The sequence below is a fragment of the Mangrovimicrobium sediminis genome, assembly GCF_004745945.1.
GTDB classification, from domain to species: Bacteria; Pseudomonadota; Gammaproteobacteria; order Pseudomonadales; family Halieaceae; genus Mangrovimicrobium; species Mangrovimicrobium sediminis.
Window position 1 is genome coordinate 351,173 of sequence record NZ_SRLE01000007.1, and the last position, 15,650, is coordinate 366,822.

The 15,650-nt window shown below is 67.0% G+C and carries 17 protein-coding genes and 1 other RNA gene; 14 read left to right on the forward strand and 4 right to left on the reverse strand.

Annotated elements, in window-relative coordinates:
- Positions 1-23: 23 nt before the first annotated feature.
- On the reverse strand, positions 24-977 hold the full coding sequence (locus tag E4634_RS11100; protein ID WP_135443846.1) for a class I SAM-dependent methyltransferase: 954 nt from the start codon (positions 975-977) through the stop codon (positions 24-26).
- Between the two features lie 145 nt (positions 978-1,122).
- A complete protein-coding gene (locus E4634_RS11105; protein ID WP_135443848.1) occupies positions 1,123-1,584 on the reverse strand; it encodes a VOC family protein in 462 nt (153 codons plus the stop codon).
- A 153-nt stretch (positions 1,585-1,737) separates the two neighbouring features.
- On the opposite strand from E4634_RS11105, the gene ffs reads away from it, so the two are divergent.
- The 11 genes from ffs (at position 1,738) to E4634_RS11160 (ending at position 10,631) form a co-directional block, all read left to right on the forward strand.
- Positions 1,738-1,834, forward strand: an RNA gene (gene ffs / locus E4634_RS11110) — signal recognition particle sRNA small type.
- Positions 1,835-1,937: 103 nt separating this feature from the next.
- Positions 1,938-3,752 carry a DNA polymerase III subunit gamma/tau gene (dnaX, locus tag E4634_RS11115; RefSeq protein ID WP_135443850.1) on the forward strand — a complete coding sequence of 605 codons (1,815 nt, stop codon included), beginning with the start codon at positions 1,938-1,940 and terminating at the stop codon, positions 3,750-3,752.
- 14 nt (positions 3,753-3,766) lie between these two features.
- A complete protein-coding gene (locus E4634_RS11120) occupies positions 3,767-4,084 on the forward strand; it encodes a YbaB/EbfC family nucleoid-associated protein (protein ID WP_135443852.1) in 318 nt (105 codons plus the stop codon).
- A 13-nt stretch (positions 4,085-4,097) separates the two neighbouring features.
- Positions 4,098-4,697 carry a recombination mediator RecR gene (gene recR, locus E4634_RS11125; RefSeq protein WP_135443854.1) on the forward strand — a complete coding sequence of 200 codons (600 nt, stop codon included), beginning with the start codon at positions 4,098-4,100 and terminating at the stop codon, positions 4,695-4,697.
- Between the two features lie 7 nt (positions 4,698-4,704).
- A complete protein-coding gene (rnd, locus tag E4634_RS11130; RefSeq protein ID WP_167854863.1) occupies positions 4,705-5,820 on the forward strand; it encodes a ribonuclease D in 1,116 nt (371 codons plus the stop codon).
- Complete coding sequence (locus E4634_RS11135) at positions 5,817-6,104, forward strand: YcgL domain-containing protein (RefSeq protein WP_135443858.1); 288 nt, start codon at positions 5,817-5,819, stop codon at positions 6,102-6,104. The genes rnd and E4634_RS11135 overlap by 4 nt, the downstream gene beginning before the upstream one ends.
- Positions 6,091-6,540, forward strand: coding sequence for a YcgN family cysteine cluster protein (locus tag E4634_RS11140; protein ID WP_135443860.1), 450 nt, complete (start codon positions 6,091-6,093; stop codon positions 6,538-6,540). The genes E4634_RS11135 and E4634_RS11140 overlap by 14 nt, the downstream gene beginning before the upstream one ends.
- A 3-nt stretch (positions 6,541-6,543) precedes the next feature.
- Positions 6,544-6,918, forward strand: coding sequence for a hypothetical protein (locus tag E4634_RS11145; protein WP_135443862.1), 375 nt, complete (start codon positions 6,544-6,546; stop codon positions 6,916-6,918).
- Between the two features lie 195 nt (positions 6,919-7,113).
- A complete protein-coding gene (locus tag E4634_RS11150; RefSeq protein WP_135443864.1) occupies positions 7,114-8,496 on the forward strand; it encodes a vWA domain-containing protein in 1,383 nt (460 codons plus the stop codon).
- A 103-nt stretch (positions 8,497-8,599) separates the two neighbouring features.
- Entirely contained in the window at positions 8,600-9,445 is an 846-nt protein-coding gene (locus E4634_RS11155) for an AAA family ATPase (RefSeq protein WP_135443865.1), read from the forward strand.
- 10 nt (positions 9,446-9,455) lie between these two features.
- Positions 9,456-10,631, forward strand: a complete 1,176-nt coding sequence (locus E4634_RS11160) for a vWA domain-containing protein (RefSeq protein WP_135443867.1) — start codon at positions 9,456-9,458, stop codon at positions 10,629-10,631.
- A 24-nt stretch (positions 10,632-10,655) separates the two neighbouring features.
- Here the strand turns inward: E4634_RS11160 and E4634_RS11165 are convergent, their stop codons facing one another.
- Positions 10,656-11,468, reverse strand: a complete 813-nt coding sequence (locus tag E4634_RS11165; RefSeq protein WP_135443869.1) for a TrmH family RNA methyltransferase — start codon at positions 11,466-11,468, stop codon at positions 10,656-10,658.
- 102 nt (positions 11,469-11,570) lie between these two features.
- Between E4634_RS11165 and E4634_RS11170 the strand changes: the two genes are divergently transcribed.
- Positions 11,571-11,789: a glutaredoxin family protein gene (locus E4634_RS11170; RefSeq protein ID WP_135443871.1), complete on the forward strand. Its 219-nt coding sequence runs from the start codon at positions 11,571-11,573 to the stop codon at positions 11,787-11,789.
- A 20-nt stretch (positions 11,790-11,809) separates the two neighbouring features.
- Here the strand turns inward: E4634_RS11170 and E4634_RS11175 are convergent, their stop codons facing one another.
- Positions 11,810-12,244, reverse strand: a complete 435-nt coding sequence (locus E4634_RS11175; RefSeq protein ID WP_135443873.1) for a universal stress protein — start codon at positions 12,242-12,244, stop codon at positions 11,810-11,812.
- A gap of 142 nt (positions 12,245-12,386) precedes the next feature.
- Between E4634_RS11175 and E4634_RS11180 the strand changes: the two genes are divergently transcribed.
- Positions 12,387-12,824 (forward strand): hypothetical protein, encoded by a 438-nt coding sequence (locus E4634_RS11180; protein ID WP_135443875.1) that lies wholly within the window; start codon positions 12,387-12,389, stop codon positions 12,822-12,824.
- 174 nt (positions 12,825-12,998) lie between these two features.
- Positions 12,999-15,650 carry a type I DNA topoisomerase gene (gene topA, locus E4634_RS11185; RefSeq protein WP_135443877.1) on the forward strand — a complete coding sequence of 884 codons (2,652 nt, stop codon included), beginning with the start codon at positions 12,999-13,001 and terminating at the stop codon, positions 15,648-15,650.

Here is a 15,650-nt window from a genome sequence, read left to right on the forward strand (position 1 = left end):
ACCCCTGTTGAATTATTCGTCGATTATTGTCGTTGGAGGATCAGGCCGACGCCCGCCGGATCGTCGTCCGGGCCGGTGCGCAACAGCGCCTTGAATACGATGTTGAAACCGCGCGCCTCGAAGGCGGCGCAGCTTCGGGCGATGCGCTCGGGTGTCTGCGCCGCGTCGCACATGGCCTGGAAACGCTCGCGGTAGGGACCCATCTCATCCTGCAGGCGCTGCAGCCAGGCGAGGATGGCGGCGCAGTCCTGGCGCTCCAGGCTGTCGTGCAGGCTGACCACGTCGTCGGCGATGCGGCTGATGGTGAGCGCTGCCGAGCAGCCCTTGATGCGTTCACAGAGCCCGTCGACCTGGGTCAGCACCAGGCTGAGGCCAGCGGCTTTGTGCTGGTAGTCGGCGGTCTCGCCGGTCTGCAGGGCGTGCTGGCCGGCGGCGAACACCGCCGCCGCGGTATCCAGGAAACCCAGTTCCTGGAACGCATTGAGCACGTGGCAACTGGCGTTGCTGTCGGCATGGATGGAACTGCCGGTGCAGTGCAGCGCGAGGCCGATGCAGCCGCCGGGGGCGACCAGCTCGGCGAGGCCGACGATGGCATCGTCCCCCGCGTATTCCACGCCGAACTGGCTGAGCACCGCGTCGAAGGCGCCGGGGGCCAGCGGCGGCCGCGCGGCATCCGCGGCGAACACAGTGGCGCCGGGCACGCGCTGGCGCAGGTGGTCCAGGGCCAGGTTGGAGTAATCCAGGGCGAAATAGTCCAGGGCGTCACCGAAGCGGTCGTACAGGCGGTAGGAGAGATCGCCACTGCCGGCGGCCACTTCCAGCACGCGCTGGCCCGGGGCGAGCAGGCCCTCGTCGAGGAACATCTGCCAGAACCCGCTCACCGCGGGGTGGTTGACGCCACCCTCGGCAAAGGCGTCCGCCGCGGCGCTGCCGCGCCAGTAATTGGCCCAACTCTCGGGTGATAAGGCTTGTGACATGGCTGCTGATCTGGTCAAGGCTGACCTCTGTTGGTTTGTCGATGGATGCTGCGGGCCGGGTTGTTGCCACCCGTCAGGGATGGCCACCTTACCACGGGCGGGGGAGTCGCAACGGCCATTTTTTCCCGTGCGCGCCGCATACGGCTCAGGGCCCACCGATCATCCGCCACATTTCGGGTTCGGCGTAGAGGTATTCCAGGTAGTGGCCGAAGGTCTCGCGGGCGTCGACGTAGACGAACTTGAGTCCCTCCATGTGCCCCTCGAAGGCGATCGGCCAGCCGTTGGCGGCGATGTCCGCCAGGGTGGCGTCCCAGTCGAAGGTACGCATGCACACGTGGTGCAGGCGCAGGGAATTGTCCGGCGGCAGGTAGGCGGAGTAGATGTCGAGTTCGCCGCCCACCGGTTCGATGAGTTCGAAGTTGAAGCCGCCGGACCAGCCCAGGGCGGCCTTGCTGATCGAGCGCCGCGGACCGTCCGGGGTGAGCATGTCCATGTCCACATCGAACTGGATGAAACTGTCGATACCGTAGCGCTGCTGGGCCAGCGCCATGGCCGCCTCGATGTCCCGGGTGACGTAGGCGTTCTGGTAGTGGTTGCGGAAAGTCATCGCGGCTCCGGGTGATTTATGAAATTTATTTTTGGAATTTCAGTATAGGGAAAACCGCCGCCGACTCAAGCGCGTAGGGGCGGCTTGCAGGGGGAGGGCGATTCGCTCACAATACGCGCCCTGCGCCCCCAGGGTGCAGTGCTGTGGTGGCCCAGGCGGTCCCCCCGCAACGCCAGGTAGCGAACCCCGCCAGGCCCGGAAGGGAGCAACGGTAGTTACTGATGCGTGTGCCGGGGTGTGGCTGTCTGGGCCATCTCCATTTTCCACCTCCGATCGCGGCCCGGGACCTGTTTGTCTCGCCGTGGGGGTGGTGTATCCTCTGGCTTTTGCCGGAAAACGACAGATAACGGGGCATGTCCTACCAGGTTCTCGCGCGCAAATGGCGGCCGAAAAGCTTCCGGGAGATGGTCGGCCAGGAGCATGTGCTGCGCGCGCTGATCAATGCCCTGGACCACGACCGGCTGCACCACGCCTACCTGTTCACCGGCACCCGCGGTGTCGGCAAGACCACCATCGCGCGCATCCTCGCCAAGTGCCTGAACTGTGAGCAGGGGGTCTCTTCCGAGCCCTGCGGCGAGTGCGGCTCCTGCCTGGAAATCGCCGAGGGGCGCAGCGTCGACCTGCTCGAAGTGGATGCCGCCTCGCGCACCAAGGTGGAAGACACCCGCGAACTGCTGGAGAACGTGCAGTACGCGCCGACCCGCTCGCGCTACAAGATCTACCTCATCGACGAGGTGCACATGCTCTCCACCAGCAGCTTCAACGCGCTGCTGAAAACGCTGGAAGAGCCGCCGCCCCATGTCAAGTTCCTGCTTGCCACCACCGACCCGCAGAAGCTGCCGGCCACGGTGCTCTCGCGCTGCCTGCAGTTCAACCTCAAGAACATGCCGCCGGAGCAGATCGTCGGCCATCTGGAGTCGATTCTCGGGCAGGAGATGATCAGCTTCGAGACGCCGGCGCTGTGGCTGCTCGGCCGGGCCGCCGCCGGCAGTATGCGCGACGCCCTGAGCCTCACCGACCAGGCCATCGCCTTCGGCTCCGGCAAGCTCACCGAGGCCGAGGTGCGCAGCATGCTGGGCAGCGTCGATCTCGGCTTCATCTACGAATTGCTCGAGGAGGTGGCCGGTGGCGACGCCGCCAGCGTGCTCGCGGTTGTTGCCCGCATGGGCGAGCACGGCGCCGACTTCGATAACAGCGCGGAGGAACTGATCTCCCTGCTGCACCGCATCGCCGTCGCCCAGGTGGTGCCTGACGCGGTCGACAACACCTGGGGCGACGCCGAGCGGGTCGCCGCGCTGGCCGCCGCGATCACCGCAGAAGACGCCCAGCTTTACTACCAGGTGGCGATCAACGGCAAGCGCGACATGGCGCTGGCGCCGGAGCCGCGGGTCGGTTTCGAGATGTCGCTGCTGCGCATGCTCGCCTTCCGCCCGGCACAGGAGACGGCGGCACCCGCGGGCGGCAGCCCCGGGGGCGCCGCAACCCGCGCCGGGGAGGTCGCGGCGGATGCAAAAAAGTCCCCTGAGGCGTCGCGGCTGAATCCGCGACCTGCGCCATCGCCTGCACAGGCGCTGGCCAAGCCAGCCCCGGCTGGGGAGAGGGTAGAGGCGAGGGTGCAGGAGCGGACCGAGGCGAGGGTCGAGGCACCGGCTGCCCAGCGGCGCGAGCCGCCGCCAGCGACTGCGCCGTCAGTGCCGCCCGGGCCCGCGGCGCCGGCACCCGGCGCGGCCAGTGAGCCGGCGCGCGAACAGCCCGCCGCCAGCGGTGCCGCCGCGGCCAAGGCCGATAGCGGCGACTGGATCACCCTGGTCGAGGCGCTGGGCCTGGTCGGGGTGGTGCAGAGCATCGCCCACAACATGGCGCTGGTCAGCGCCGAGCACGACCGCTTCCAGTTCGTGCTGGACGCGGAGAACGCGGCGCTGTTCAACCCCAGCCACGAGGACAAACTGCGCCTGGCCCTGCAGAACTACCTGGAGCGCGAGGTGTCGGTGTCCATCGAGGTGGGTGACCCGCCGGTGGAAACACCCGCCATGCGCCGCGCGCGGCTGAAGCAGGCGCGCCGCCAGCAGGCGGTGACGGAAATTGAAAACGACGAGCGCCTGCGGGCGCTGATGGCGCGCTTCGACGGCAAACTCGACGTCGGCTCGATCGCGCCGCGGGAACCCTGAGGAGGGAGACGCGCATGAAAATTACCGACCTGATGCAACAGGCGCAGAAACTGCAGGAAGACATGCAGAAGACCCAGGAGGCGCTGGCCAGCGCCGAGGTCACCGGCGAGGCCGGGGCCGGGCTGGTGACGGTGACCATGACCGGTCGCCACGACGTCAAGCGCGTGAACATCGACGCCAGCGTGCTGGGCGAGGACAAGGAAGTGCTGGAAGACCTGCTGGCGGCGGCGGTGAACGACGCGGTGCGCAAGGTCGAGGCGCACAACCGCGAGGCCATGTCGGAGATGACCGCGGGCCTGAACCTGCCCGGCGGCATGAAGTTCCCGTTCTGAGAATTCCGCTTCGATGAAATACAGTCCCGCCCTGCAGGGCCTGATCGAGGCCCTGCGCTGCCTGCCCGGGGTCGGCCCCAAGTCGGCCCAGCGCATGGCCCTGCACCTGCTGGAGCGCGACCGCGAGGGCGCGGTGGAGCTGTCGCAGCGGCTGCAGGTCGCGGTCGACCGCATCGGCCACTGCGTGCAGTGTCGCAACCTCACCGAACTGGAGGTGTGCGAGATCTGCGCCGACACGCGCCGCGATGCCGCGACCATCTGCGTGGTAGAGACCCCGGCGGATGTGCTGGCCGTCGAGCAAAGCGGCAGCTATCGCGGCCGCTACTTCGTGCTCATGGGCCACCTGTCGCCGATCGATGGCATCGGCCCGGAAGACCTCGGCCTGGACCGCTTCGAACGCCGCGTGGCCGAGGAGGGCGTCGCCGAGGTGATCCTGGCCACGAATCCCACGGTGGAGGGCGAGGCCACCGCCTACTACCTGTCCGACGCGCTGCGCAGTCGCGGCGTGAAGGTCTCACGCATTGCCCACGGCGTACCGTTGGGCGGTGAACTCGAATATGTCGATGGCTCGACGCTGGCCCACGCGTTCAGCGGCCGTCGCCCGCTGGAGTAAACAGGACGTGGATTGGCAGTTGCTGGAATCGGACCAGGCCCTGGCGCAGTTGCTGGAGGGCGCGAAGGGCTGCACCGCGGTGATGGTGGACACCGAGTTCATGCGCCGCAACACGTTTTACCCGCAGGTTGCCCTGGTGCAGCTGTGTTTCCACGGCGGCGAGGCCGCGGGCACGGCCTGGCTGGTCGACCCGCTGCGCATCGAAGACCCCGCGCCGCTGGCCGCGCTGTTCGCAGACCCGGCGGTGACCAAGGTGCTGCACTCGGCCAGTGAAGACCTCGAGGTCTTCCAGCAGTGGCTGGGCGTGCTGCCACAGCCCCTGTTCGACACGCAGAAGGCCGCCGCCCTGGCCGGCATGGACTTCGGCATGGGTTATCGCAACATTGTACTGGCCCTGTGCGAGGAAGACCTGCCCAAGGGCGAGACGCGCTCCGACTGGCTGCAGCGCCCGCTCACCGAATCCCAGTGCCACTACGCGGCCCAGGACGTGATCTGGCTGCTCGAGGTCTACCGCGAACTGGCCGTGCGCTGCCGCGAATCCGGGCGCTACGACTGGGTGCTGGCGGAGGGGGAGGAGGCCTGCGCCAATCTCGCCTCCGGCGCCGGCGGCTACTACCGCAAGCTGAAGAATGCCTGGAAGCTGCGCCCGCGCGAACTGGCCCGCCTGGCGGCGATCTGCGACTGGCGCGATGAGGTGGCGCGGCGCGAGGACCGCCCGCGCAGCTGGATCATCGACGACCCGACCTGTTTCCAGGCCGCGCGCCTGCGCCCGGAGACCAGCGACGACCTGCGTCGCAAGCTGGAAATGCATCCCTCGGCCCTGCGTCGCTACGGCCAGGGTTTGCTGCAGGTGCTCGACGATTGTGACGGTCTGCCGGACGACGCGCTGCCCGCGCCATTGCCCGCACCGCTGTCCGCCGCCCAGCGCGAGCAGTTGAAGCGGTTGAAGGCGCGCCTCGAGGCGATTGCCGGCGAGATGGGGGTGGCGCCACAGGCGCTGCTGGCCAACCGCGACCTGGAAATCCTGCTGCGCGGCGGCGAGGAACCCGCGGCCTGGTCCGGCTGGCGCCGCGACTGCGTGATCGAGCCCCTGCGCACATGGTTGCAGGGTGCTGGCGCATGAAACGCCTGGTGGAAATCTTCCGCAGCTCGCGCAAGGACGAGATGTACCTCTACGTGGACCGTGCGCGCGGTCTTGCCGACGTGCCGGAACCGCTGCTGCAGCAGTTCGGCGAGCCGACCAGCGTGATGTCGCTGATGCTCGAACCGGCGCGCAAGTTGGCGCGAGCCGACGCCGCAGAAGTGCTGGCGAAGATCGAGGCGCAGGGTTTCTACCTGCAGATGCCGCCCACCGCCGAGGAGCTGTTGCGCCGCGAGCGCGCCGGGGAGACCGGTGAGCGCGACTGAGTGGTGGCACGAACTGCCGCTGCAGGCGCTCGACGCCACGCAGTGGGAGGCGCTGTGCGATGGCTGCGCCCGCTGCTGCCTGCACAAGCTCGAGGACGCCGAGACCGGCGAGCTGCTCTTCACCCGTGTGCACTGTACTTTGCTGGACGCGGACACCTGCCGCTGCAGCGACTACCCACATCGCCAGCAGCGGGTGCCTGGTTGCGCCAGCCTGGCGCCGGACACGGTAGCCGGTTTCGACTGGCTGCCGGCGACCTGCGCCTATCGCCTGCGCGCCGAGGGTCTGCACCTGCCCGAGTGGCATCACCTGGTGTCGGGGTCGCGGGAGACGGTGCACGAGGCCGGTATCTCGGCACGCGGCTGGACGATTTCAGAGGACTATGTCCACCCGGACGGCTACGATGAACACATCGTGCACTGGGTGGAGCAGGAGTAGAGCGTGCTCAGCGAAGAATCCTATCATGTAGCACTCGCCGCCTATCTCGCCGCGGGTGTCCTGGCCATGCTGTTACTCGCCTGGTGGCTGGGCCGGCGCTGGCCCAACGGCTGGACCGCACTGCTGGTCCTGTTGTGTGGTGCGCTGCTGTTGACCCCGGCCTACCCGCGCGAGGGCGTGGAGACTTTCGCCCCCGCGCTGGTGGTCGCCGCCTTCCAGATGCTCACCAGCGGTGTCGAGTCGGCACAGCACGCCCTGCGACCGCTGGCCTTCGCCTGTGGCCTGGCCGTGGTGCTGGCGCTGATCCTGCGCTTTACCTTGCTGCGGCCGCGCCGCCCGGCACCGGCCCCGGCTGCCGGCGCGGAGGGCGGCGACTGAATGCGCCTGCGCCTGGCGCGGCTCGCGCTGGTCTGCCTGTGGTGTAGCCTGGGCCCCTGGCCCGCCGCCGTTTCGGCGCAGCCAGCGCGGGAGCTTTTGCTGCCGGAACCTTCGGTGCCCCAGCACTCGGGGTCCCAGCTTCCGGTGCCCCAGTCTTCCGTGCCACAGCAGTCTTCCGTGCCACAGCAGTCTTCCGTGCCCCAGCAGCCTTCCACGCCCCAGCCTGCAGCGCCAGAGCTGCGCGTGCTGGTCGACACGGGCAGTGGCGGTGGGGCAGGTGACATCGCAGACTTGCGCCGCGAGGCCCTGGACCTGCTGGCGAGCCTGCTGCCCGAGGGTGCCCGGGTCGGTGTCTGGTCGTATGGTGACCAGGTGGCGACGCTGATGCCGCCCGCCGTGGTCGACCGCGCCTGGCGCTCCCGATTGCGCGATCTTATCCCCGCTGTGCAGGCCACCGGGGCGCGCGCCGATCTGCCGGCCGCGCTGTCTGCAGCCCTGGACATTCCGGCGCAGGAAGGGAGCAGGCTTTCCCTGCTGCTTCTCAGCAGCACCCCGGTGGCGGTCGCCGACTCGCCGATGATCAACGCCGGGGCCACCCGCGACCTGCTCGCCGACACGCTGCCAGTGCTGGCCGGGTCCGCAATTGCGCTGCACAGCATCGCCCTGTCCCCGCAGGCGGACCGCGGCCTGCTCGAAGGCCTGGCCTGGGGTAGTGGCGGCCTCGCGCTGCGTGCACAGGCGCCTGAAGAAGTCCCCCTGGCACTGCTCGAGATTCTCGATCGCGCCCTGCCGCTGGCGCAACTGCCCCTGCGCGGCGATGTCTTTCACGTGGACCCGCACGTCGAGGCCTTCACCGCGTTGCTCATCGGCCCCGCCGGCGGGGCGGTGGAGCTGGTGGCGCCGGACGGCACCCGGTTCCTGCCGCAGACAACCACGGCCGAGGTCACCTGGGCGCGCCACGAGTCACTGCTGCTCGCCCGCGTGCCCGGGCCCCTGGCCGGGGACTGGCAGTTGCGCGCATCCGGGGCGCAGGCGCGGCGTATCTCGGTGGAATCCCCGTTGCGGCTGCAGGTGGATGCCTTGCCCGCCACGCTCGCCGCCGGCCAGCAAGGGGAACTGGCACTGCGGGTGGTGCGCCCGGATGCGGCGCCGGGTGACGACACTGAACTGCCCGACTATGCCATCGACCTGGCGCTCAGTGGGCCGCGGGGGTTCAGCGCCAGTGTGGATCTCTCCACCGCGGGTGCGCCGGACCCGGATGGACTGATACGCGTGGCTCTGCCCGTGTTGCCCGAACCCGGTCGCTACCGCCTGCTGCTGCGCCTGGCCGCGGCGGGGGCGGAGCGTGAACTGCCCCTGTCGCTGGAGGTCCGGCCCGCCAGCGACCCGACGCTGGTTACGCGCGCCCTGAGCGCACCGCCGGACAACCTGCGCCTGCCCATGCTCACCCTGGCGGGTGCGGCCGTACTGGCCCTGGGCGCACTGTGGCTGGTGCTGCGCCGGCGCCAGCGGGACAAACTGGACACCTGGCGCCGGCGCGCGCGCCGCCTGCAGGGGGAGAACAGCCGCAGCGCCTGAGCCGCGGCCCGGCCTCCACCGCTTGAATCGCCACCGGGCAGTTTTTAAACTGGGCAGCTTTGTCACTGCACAGTCCATCCAACTTTACTCACAGGTACTGGGAATGAAATTTGAAGGCACCGAGCGATACGTCGCCACCGATGACCTGCGCATGGCGGTCAACGCCGCGGTCGCACTGCAGCGGCCGCTGCTGATCAAGGGCGAGCCGGGCACCGGCAAGACCATGCTGGCCGAAGAGGTCGCCGCCGGGCTCGGCATGCCGCTGATCCAGTGGCACATCAAGTCCACCACCAAGGCGCAGCAGGGCCTATACGAGTACGACGCGGTGTCGCGCCTGCGCGATTCGCAGCTCGGCGATGAAAAAGTCCACGACATCGCCAACTACATCAAGAAGGGCAAGCTGTGGGAGGCGTTCACCGCCGAGGAACAGGTGGTGCTGCTGATCGACGAGATCGATAAGGCCGATATCGAGTTTCCCAACGACCTGCTGGTGGAACTCGACCGCATGGAATTCTTCGTTTACGAGACCGGCGAGACGGTGAAGGCGAAGCATCGGCCGGTCATCATCATCACCAGTAACAACGAGAAGGAACTGCCCGACGCCTTCCTGCGCCGCTGTTTCTTCCACTTCATCAACTTCCCGGACAAGGAGACGATGCGCGAGATCATCGCCGTGCACTACCCGGATATTTCCAAATCCCTGGTGGCCGAGGCGATGGAGGTATTCTTCGACCTGCGCGAGATTCCCGGGCTGAAGAAAAAGCCCTCGACCTCGGAACTGATCGACTGGCTGAAGCTGCTCATGGCGGACGAGATTCCCGACGAGATCCTCAAGGAGCGCGACCCGAGCAAGGCGATCCCGCCGCTGTATGGCGCGCTGATGAAAAACGAGCAGGACGTGCACCTGCTCGAGCGCCTGGCCTTCATGCACCGCCGCGAGATGCGCTGAGTCCGCCGCTGTGCTGGTCAATTTTTTCCACTGCCTGCGCGACGTCGGCATCCCGGTCACCACACGCGAACTGCTGGACCTGCTCGAGGGCCTGCAGCGCCACGTGGTATTCGGTTCGGTCGACGAGTTCTACTATTTCAGCCGCACCTGCATGGTCAAGGACGAGAAGTACTTCGACCGCTTCGACCGCGCCTTCGCCCTGCACTTCGAGGAACTGGAAGCGCTGGACGACATCATCGAGGCGCTGATCCCCGAGGAGTGGCTGCGCGCGGAGTTCCTCAAGCAGCTCAGCGAGGAGGAAAAAGCGAAGATCGAGACCCTGGGCGGCCTGGAAAAACTCATCGAGGAATTCAAGAAACGCCTCGAGGAGCAAAAGGGCCGTCACCAGGGCGGCAACAAGTGGGTGGGCACCGGCGGCACCTCGCCCTTCGGCCAGCAGGGCTATCACCCGGAGGGTATCCGGGTCGGCCCCAATGGCGGCAATAAAAAGGCGGTCAAGGTCTGGGACCGGCGCGAGTACAAGAACCTCGATGACAGCGTGGAACTCGGCACGCGTAATATCAAGGTCGCGCTGCGCCGCCTGCGCCGTTTCGCGCGTACCGGCGCGGCGGACGAACTCGACCTCGACGACACCATCCGTAGCACCGCGCGCAACGCCGGCCTGCTGGATATCAAGATGGTGCCGGAGCGCCACAATGCGGTGAAGGTACTGCTGTTCTTCGACGTGGGCGGCTCAATGGACCCGCATGTGAAGGTCTGCGAGGAACTGTTCTCCGCCGCGCGCACCGAGTTCAAGCACATGGAGTATTTCTACTTCCATAACTTCATTTACGAGAGCGTGTGGAAGAACAACATTCGCCGGCACAACGAGCGCACGCCGCTGCTCGACGTGATGCACAAGTACAGCCATGACTACAAGATCATCTTTATCGGCGACGCCTCGATGTCGCCCTACGAGATCCTGCAGCCGGGCGGTTCGGTGGAGCACTGGAACGAGGAGCCCGGCGCGGCCTGGATGCAGCGCCTGCGCGAGGTCTACGACAAGGTGGTGTGGATCAACCCGGTACCGCGGGAAGACTGGCACTACACCCATTCCGTGGGCGTGGTACGCGAATTGCTCGAGGAGCACATGTATCCCCTGACCCTGAAGGGCCTCGAGGATGCCATGGCCTACCTGACCAAGTAGCTTTCGCGCCGGCTGCGCCTGCGCTTACTGCCCACCCGCCGCGGTCTCCGCGTAGGCGATCAGCGCCGCGGTGACCGCCACGTTGAGCGACTCCACGCCGCGGCCCATGGGAATCGCCAGGCCGGCATCGGCCTGCGCCGCCACCTCCTTGCTCACCCCGCTGGTCTCATTGCCGAGCACGTAGATCGCGTGGGTCGCCGGCCGGTATCCGAACAGGTTGCGCCCGGCGTCGGCGCGCAGGGTGAGTACCTCGATCCCGGCCGCGCGGCACGCCGCCAGCGCCTCGGGCAGGTTCTGGCAGAACACCAGCGGAGCACGGTACAGCGTGCCGCTGCTGGCCTTGATCACCAGCGGGCCGAGGGCGGCGTTGCCGCGGCGCGACCAGAGCACGGCGTCGATTTCACCGGCGGCTGCGCTGCGCAGGATCATGCCCAGGTTCTGCGGGTTGGTGATGCCGTCCAGGGCCAGGATGCGCTGGCGCGGCAGCGAGGGCAGGGCGGCGAGGTAGTCGTCCAACTGGCGGAACGCGGGACACAGGATGTCCAGCGCCACGCCCTGGTCCTGCTTGCCGTTTTTCGAGATGCGCGCCAGTGCCTCGCGCGCATGATAGCTGACCGGCACGCCGCGGGCCTGCGCCGTGGACAGCAGTTGTTCGATGATGCCGCCGCTGCGGTTGCTCTGCGCCAGGTGCAGGCGGTGGCAGTCGAGGCTGTCATCGGACAGCGCCTCGAGCGCGGGTTTGCGACCGTAGACGGTCAGCACCCGCTCGAAAAAGGCTTTTTTATCGGCATAACTGCCGTCGGGCTGGTCGGCATGTCTGCCGTCGGACTTGTTCATCGCCTGGCTGGTACCGGTACAATACGCGCGAATTCGCGGCGCTATGGTAACGTCCGGGCGCGGCGCGACCAAACCCTTTTACGATGGGGACGAACAGCGACGATGGTGATTCTCTACGGCACCAGTGCCTGCCACCTGTGCGAGGAGGCCGAGGCCCTGTTGCTCGACCTGGGCGCAGCCTACCGCAAGGTGGATATCAGCGAAACGGATGAGTTGTTCCAGCGCTACGGCGTGCGCATTCCGGTGGTGCAGCGCGCTGACGGCGAAGAACTGGGCTGGCCGTTCGATGCCGTGCGCCTGGCCTGGTTTGTCGGGCGCTAGCGCACGGCCTGGGTGAGGGCTCAGTCGCCGACGCGCACCGCCAGCACGTCGCAGGTGGCGCCGTGCAGCACACCGTTGGCGGTGGAGCCCATGAGCAGGGCCAGACCGTAGCGGCCGTGGCTGCCGACGACGATCAGGTCGGCGCCAATCTGCTCGGCCATGGCGTGAATTTCCACCTCTGGGCGACCGAGGACGACGTGCTGGTGGGTCGCCGAGATGCCGTTCTGCTCGGCGAAGCGGGTCAGTTGTTGTGTGGCCTGGGTCTGGATTTCCTCCTGCAGGCCGGAAAAATCCATGGGAATGTCGACGCCGTAGGCGAAGCTCAGGGGCTCGATGACGTGGATCACGTCGAGTTGGGCGCTGCCGCCATCGGCGATGGCCTGTGCCTTTTTCGCCACGATTTGCGATTCGTCACTGAGATCGACGGCAACCAGGATTTTCTTGTAATTGGACATTCCTCGGCACTCCCCCTTTGTTGTTCATATGCGATGTTGCGTGTGCGGTGTCGCGTGTATTTGGCCGTGTATTTATAGCATAGTACAGCACCGCGGCAATCCCGCCCACAGCGACCCTTGACCTGGGTCAGGAACAAGTAGCTTGGCATACCTCTTCATCTTCGGCGCACTGGCGCTGGCAATCGCCCCCCTGGTGCATTTTATGCCCAGCAAGCGCCAGCGCCGCCTGGCCCGACTGCGCGAATATGCGGCGGTTCACGGACTTTTCGTCGAATTTCGCAATCTTCCCAGCCGTGGATTGGACAGCCGGCCGGATCAGGTGCTCTACTACGGCCGGCGCCTGAAGGCTTCGCGCGGCGCGCCGCGCAGCCGCCGCAGCTGGCAGCGCGGCGCCGCGGGCTGGGAGCCGCTGGGACACCGGGAAGGCCCCCCCGACGCGGCGACGCAGATGCCCGCGCAGGTACTGGCTATCGGTATCGACGAGGCCAGTTGCGGTGCCTACTGGCGCGAGGATGGCGAGGAGGCCGAGGTCGCCGCCATCGTCGCCGCAGTGGACGCCTGGCAGCGGGAAAAGGACTGAGATCGCCCTGCGGCGAACCCCGCCTGACCTGATTTGCCCTTGACCGGGGCCACATCGGGACTTATATATGCCAACCTTCGAGCCGGTACCCCGACACCGGTCGCCTGAGACCGGCGCATTTCAACCGGTCGCTCGAAGGAAGTAAGTCCGGACACAACGTTACAGCAGGATGCAATGGGTAAATCACTAGTCATCGTCGAGTCGCCCGCCAAGGCCAAGACCATCAACAAATATCTCGGCTCCGCCTTTGTCGTGAAGTCGAGCGTCGGCCATATCCGGGACCTGCCCACCGCAGGCAGTGGCAACAAGACCGTGGACGCCAAGGAGCGTGCCGCGCAGGCCGCCATCACCCGCAAGATGGCCCCGGAAGAAAAGGCCGAGCACAAACGCAAGAAGGCTCGCGAGCAGCTTATCCGGCGCATGGGCATAGACCCCGAGCACGGCTGGGCGGCCAACTACCAGATCCTGCCGGGCAAGGAAAAGGTCGTCGACGAACTGAAGAAGCTGGCGGAGAAGGCCGACGCGGTCTATCTCGCCACCGACCTTGACCGCGAGGGGGAGGCCATCGCCTGGCACCTGCGCGAGGCGATCGGCGGCGACGAGTCGCGCTTCCAGCGCGTGGTGTTCAACGAGATCACCAAGAAGGCCATCACCGAGGCTTTCGACAGCCCCTCGCACCTGGATCACGACCGCGTCAACGCCCAGCAGGCGCGCCGCTTCCTCGACCGCGTGGTGGGTTACATGGTGTCGCCGCTGCTGTGGTCGAAGATCGCCCGCGGCCTATCCGCTGGCCGCGTGCAGTCGGTGGCGGTACGCCTGATCGTCGAGCGCGAGCGCGAGATCCACGCCTTCGTGCCGGAGGAGTACTGGGAGGTGCATGCCGACCTGGTCACCGGCGCCCGCGAGGAGGTGCGCTTCCAGGTGCGCCGCCAGCGCGGCGAGAACTTCCGCCCGGGCAACGAGGCTCAGGCCAGCGCGGCCACTGCGGAACTGGAGAAGCTGCCTTACGCGGTGAGCGCGCGCGAGGACAAGCCGACCCGCTCCAAGCCCCCGGCGCCGTTCATCACCTCGACGCTGCAGCAGGCGGCCAGCACTCGCCTGGGGTTCTCGGTAAAAAAGACCATGACCCTGGCGCAACGCCTGTACGAGGCGGGCTACATCACGTACATGCGTACCGACTCCACCAACCTGAGCGAGGAGGCGGTCGCCGCCTGCCGCGAGTACATCAAGAAGAACTTCCCGGCCAAATACCTGCCTGAAGCGCCCAATCGCTACAGCTCGAAGGAGGGCGCCCAGGAGGCGCACGAGGCGATCCGTCCCTCGGACGTGAACGTGCCGCAGACCTCGCTGTCGGGCATGGAGCGCGACGCCGAGCGCCTCTACGAGCTGATCTGGCGCCAGTTTGTCGCCTGCCAGATGCCTGCCGCGGAATACACCTCGACCACGGTCACCGCCACCGCCGGTGACTACGAACTGCAGGCCAAGGGCCGCATCATCCGCTTCGACGGCTACACCCGGGTGCAGCCGCCAGCGGGGCGCAGCAAGAGCGAGGACACCGTGCTGCCGGATATCAATACCGGCGACGCCCTGAGCCTGAAAAAGCTCGACCCGGTGCAGCATTTCACCAAGCCCTCGCCGCGCTACGGCGAGGCCAGCCTGGTGCGCGAGCTGGAGAAGCGCGGTATCGGCCGCCCGTCGACCTATGCGTCGATCATCTCCACGATCCAGGACCGCGGCTACGTGCGCCTGGAAAACAAGCGTTTCTACGCGGAGAAAATGGGCGAGATCGTCACCGACCGCCTGCAGAAGAGCTTCACCGACCTGCTCGATTACGGCTTTACCGCCTCCATGGAGGAGCGCCTGGACGAGGTGGCCGAGGGCAAGCGTGACTGGCGCGACGTGCTGGACAGTTTCTACGTCGAGTTCAGCGGTTTATTGGAGAAGGCCGAGGAGCCGCAGCCCAACGGCATGCAGCCCAACGAGCCGACCATGACGGACATTCCCTGTGCCCAGTGCGGCCGGCCGATGCAGATTCGCACTGCCAGCACCGGCGTATTCCTGGGCTGCTCCGGCTACGCGCTGCCGCCCAAGGAGCGCTGCAAGCACACGGTCAACCTGACCTCCGGCGACGAAGCGATTCGCGAGGACGCCGACGACGAGGCGGAATCGCGCCAGCTGCTGGAACGCCATCGCTGCCACAAGTGCGGCACGGCGATGGATTCCTACCTGATCGACGAGACGCGCAAGCTGCACGTGTGCGGCAACAACCCGGATTGCGACGGCTTCGAGGTGGAGACCGGTAAATTCAAGATCAAGGGCTACGACGGCCCGGTGATCGAGTGCGACAAGTGCGGCGCCGAGATGCAGCTCAAGAACGGCCGCTTCGGCAAGTACTTCGGCTGCACTTCCGAGACCTGCAAGAACACCCGCAAGCTGCTGCGCAACGGCGAGGCGGCACCGCCCAAGATGGATCCGGTGCCCATGCCGGAGCTGGCCTGCGCCAAGGTCGAGGACCATTACGTGCTGCGCGATGGCGCCGCCGGCCTGTTCCTCGCCGCCAGCCAGTTCCCGCGCAACCGTGAGACCCGCGCGCCGTTCATCGACGAACTGCTGCCGCACAAGGCCGAGATCGACCCCAAGTACACGTTCCTGTTCTCCGCCCCGGTGGAGGACGACGACGGCAACCGCGTGCAGGTGCGCTACAGCCGCAAGACCAAGGAGCAGTACGTGATGACGGAAAAGGACGGCAAGGCCACGGGCTGGAAGGCGCACTACCGCAAGGGCCGCTGGGAGGTCGACCAGCCCGCGGCGAGCAAGAAGAAATAG

Coding starts and splice junctions, on each gene's coding strand:
- topA (WP_135443877.1), top strand. CDS start 12,999: ATGGGTAAATCACTAGTCATCGTCGAGTCGCCCGCCAAGGCCAAGACC.
- E4634_RS11175 (WP_135443873.1), bottom strand. CDS start 12,244: ATGTCCAATTACAAGAAAATCCTGGTTGCCGTCGATCTCAGTGACGAA.
- E4634_RS11155 (WP_135443865.1), top strand. CDS start 8,600: ATGAAATTTGAAGGCACCGAGCGATACGTCGCCACCGATGACCTGCGC.
- E4634_RS11135 (WP_135443858.1), top strand. CDS start 5,817: ATGAAACGCCTGGTGGAAATCTTCCGCAGCTCGCGCAAGGACGAGATG.
- dnaX (WP_135443850.1), top strand. CDS start 1,938: ATGTCCTACCAGGTTCTCGCGCGCAAATGGCGGCCGAAAAGCTTCCGG.
- E4634_RS11165 (WP_135443869.1), bottom strand. CDS start 11,468: ATGAACAAGTCCGACGGCAGACATGCCGACCAGCCCGACGGCAGTTAT.
- E4634_RS11105 (WP_135443848.1), bottom strand. CDS start 1,584: ATGACTTTCCGCAACCACTACCAGAACGCCTACGTCACCCGGGACATC.
- E4634_RS11120 (WP_135443852.1), top strand. CDS start 3,767: ATGAAAATTACCGACCTGATGCAACAGGCGCAGAAACTGCAGGAAGAC.
- E4634_RS11100 (WP_135443846.1), bottom strand. CDS start 977: ATGTCACAAGCCTTATCACCCGAGAGTTGGGCCAATTACTGGCGCGGC.
- E4634_RS11170 (WP_135443871.1), top strand. CDS start 11,571: ATGGTGATTCTCTACGGCACCAGTGCCTGCCACCTGTGCGAGGAGGCC.
- recR (WP_135443854.1), top strand. CDS start 4,098: ATGAAATACAGTCCCGCCCTGCAGGGCCTGATCGAGGCCCTGCGCTGC.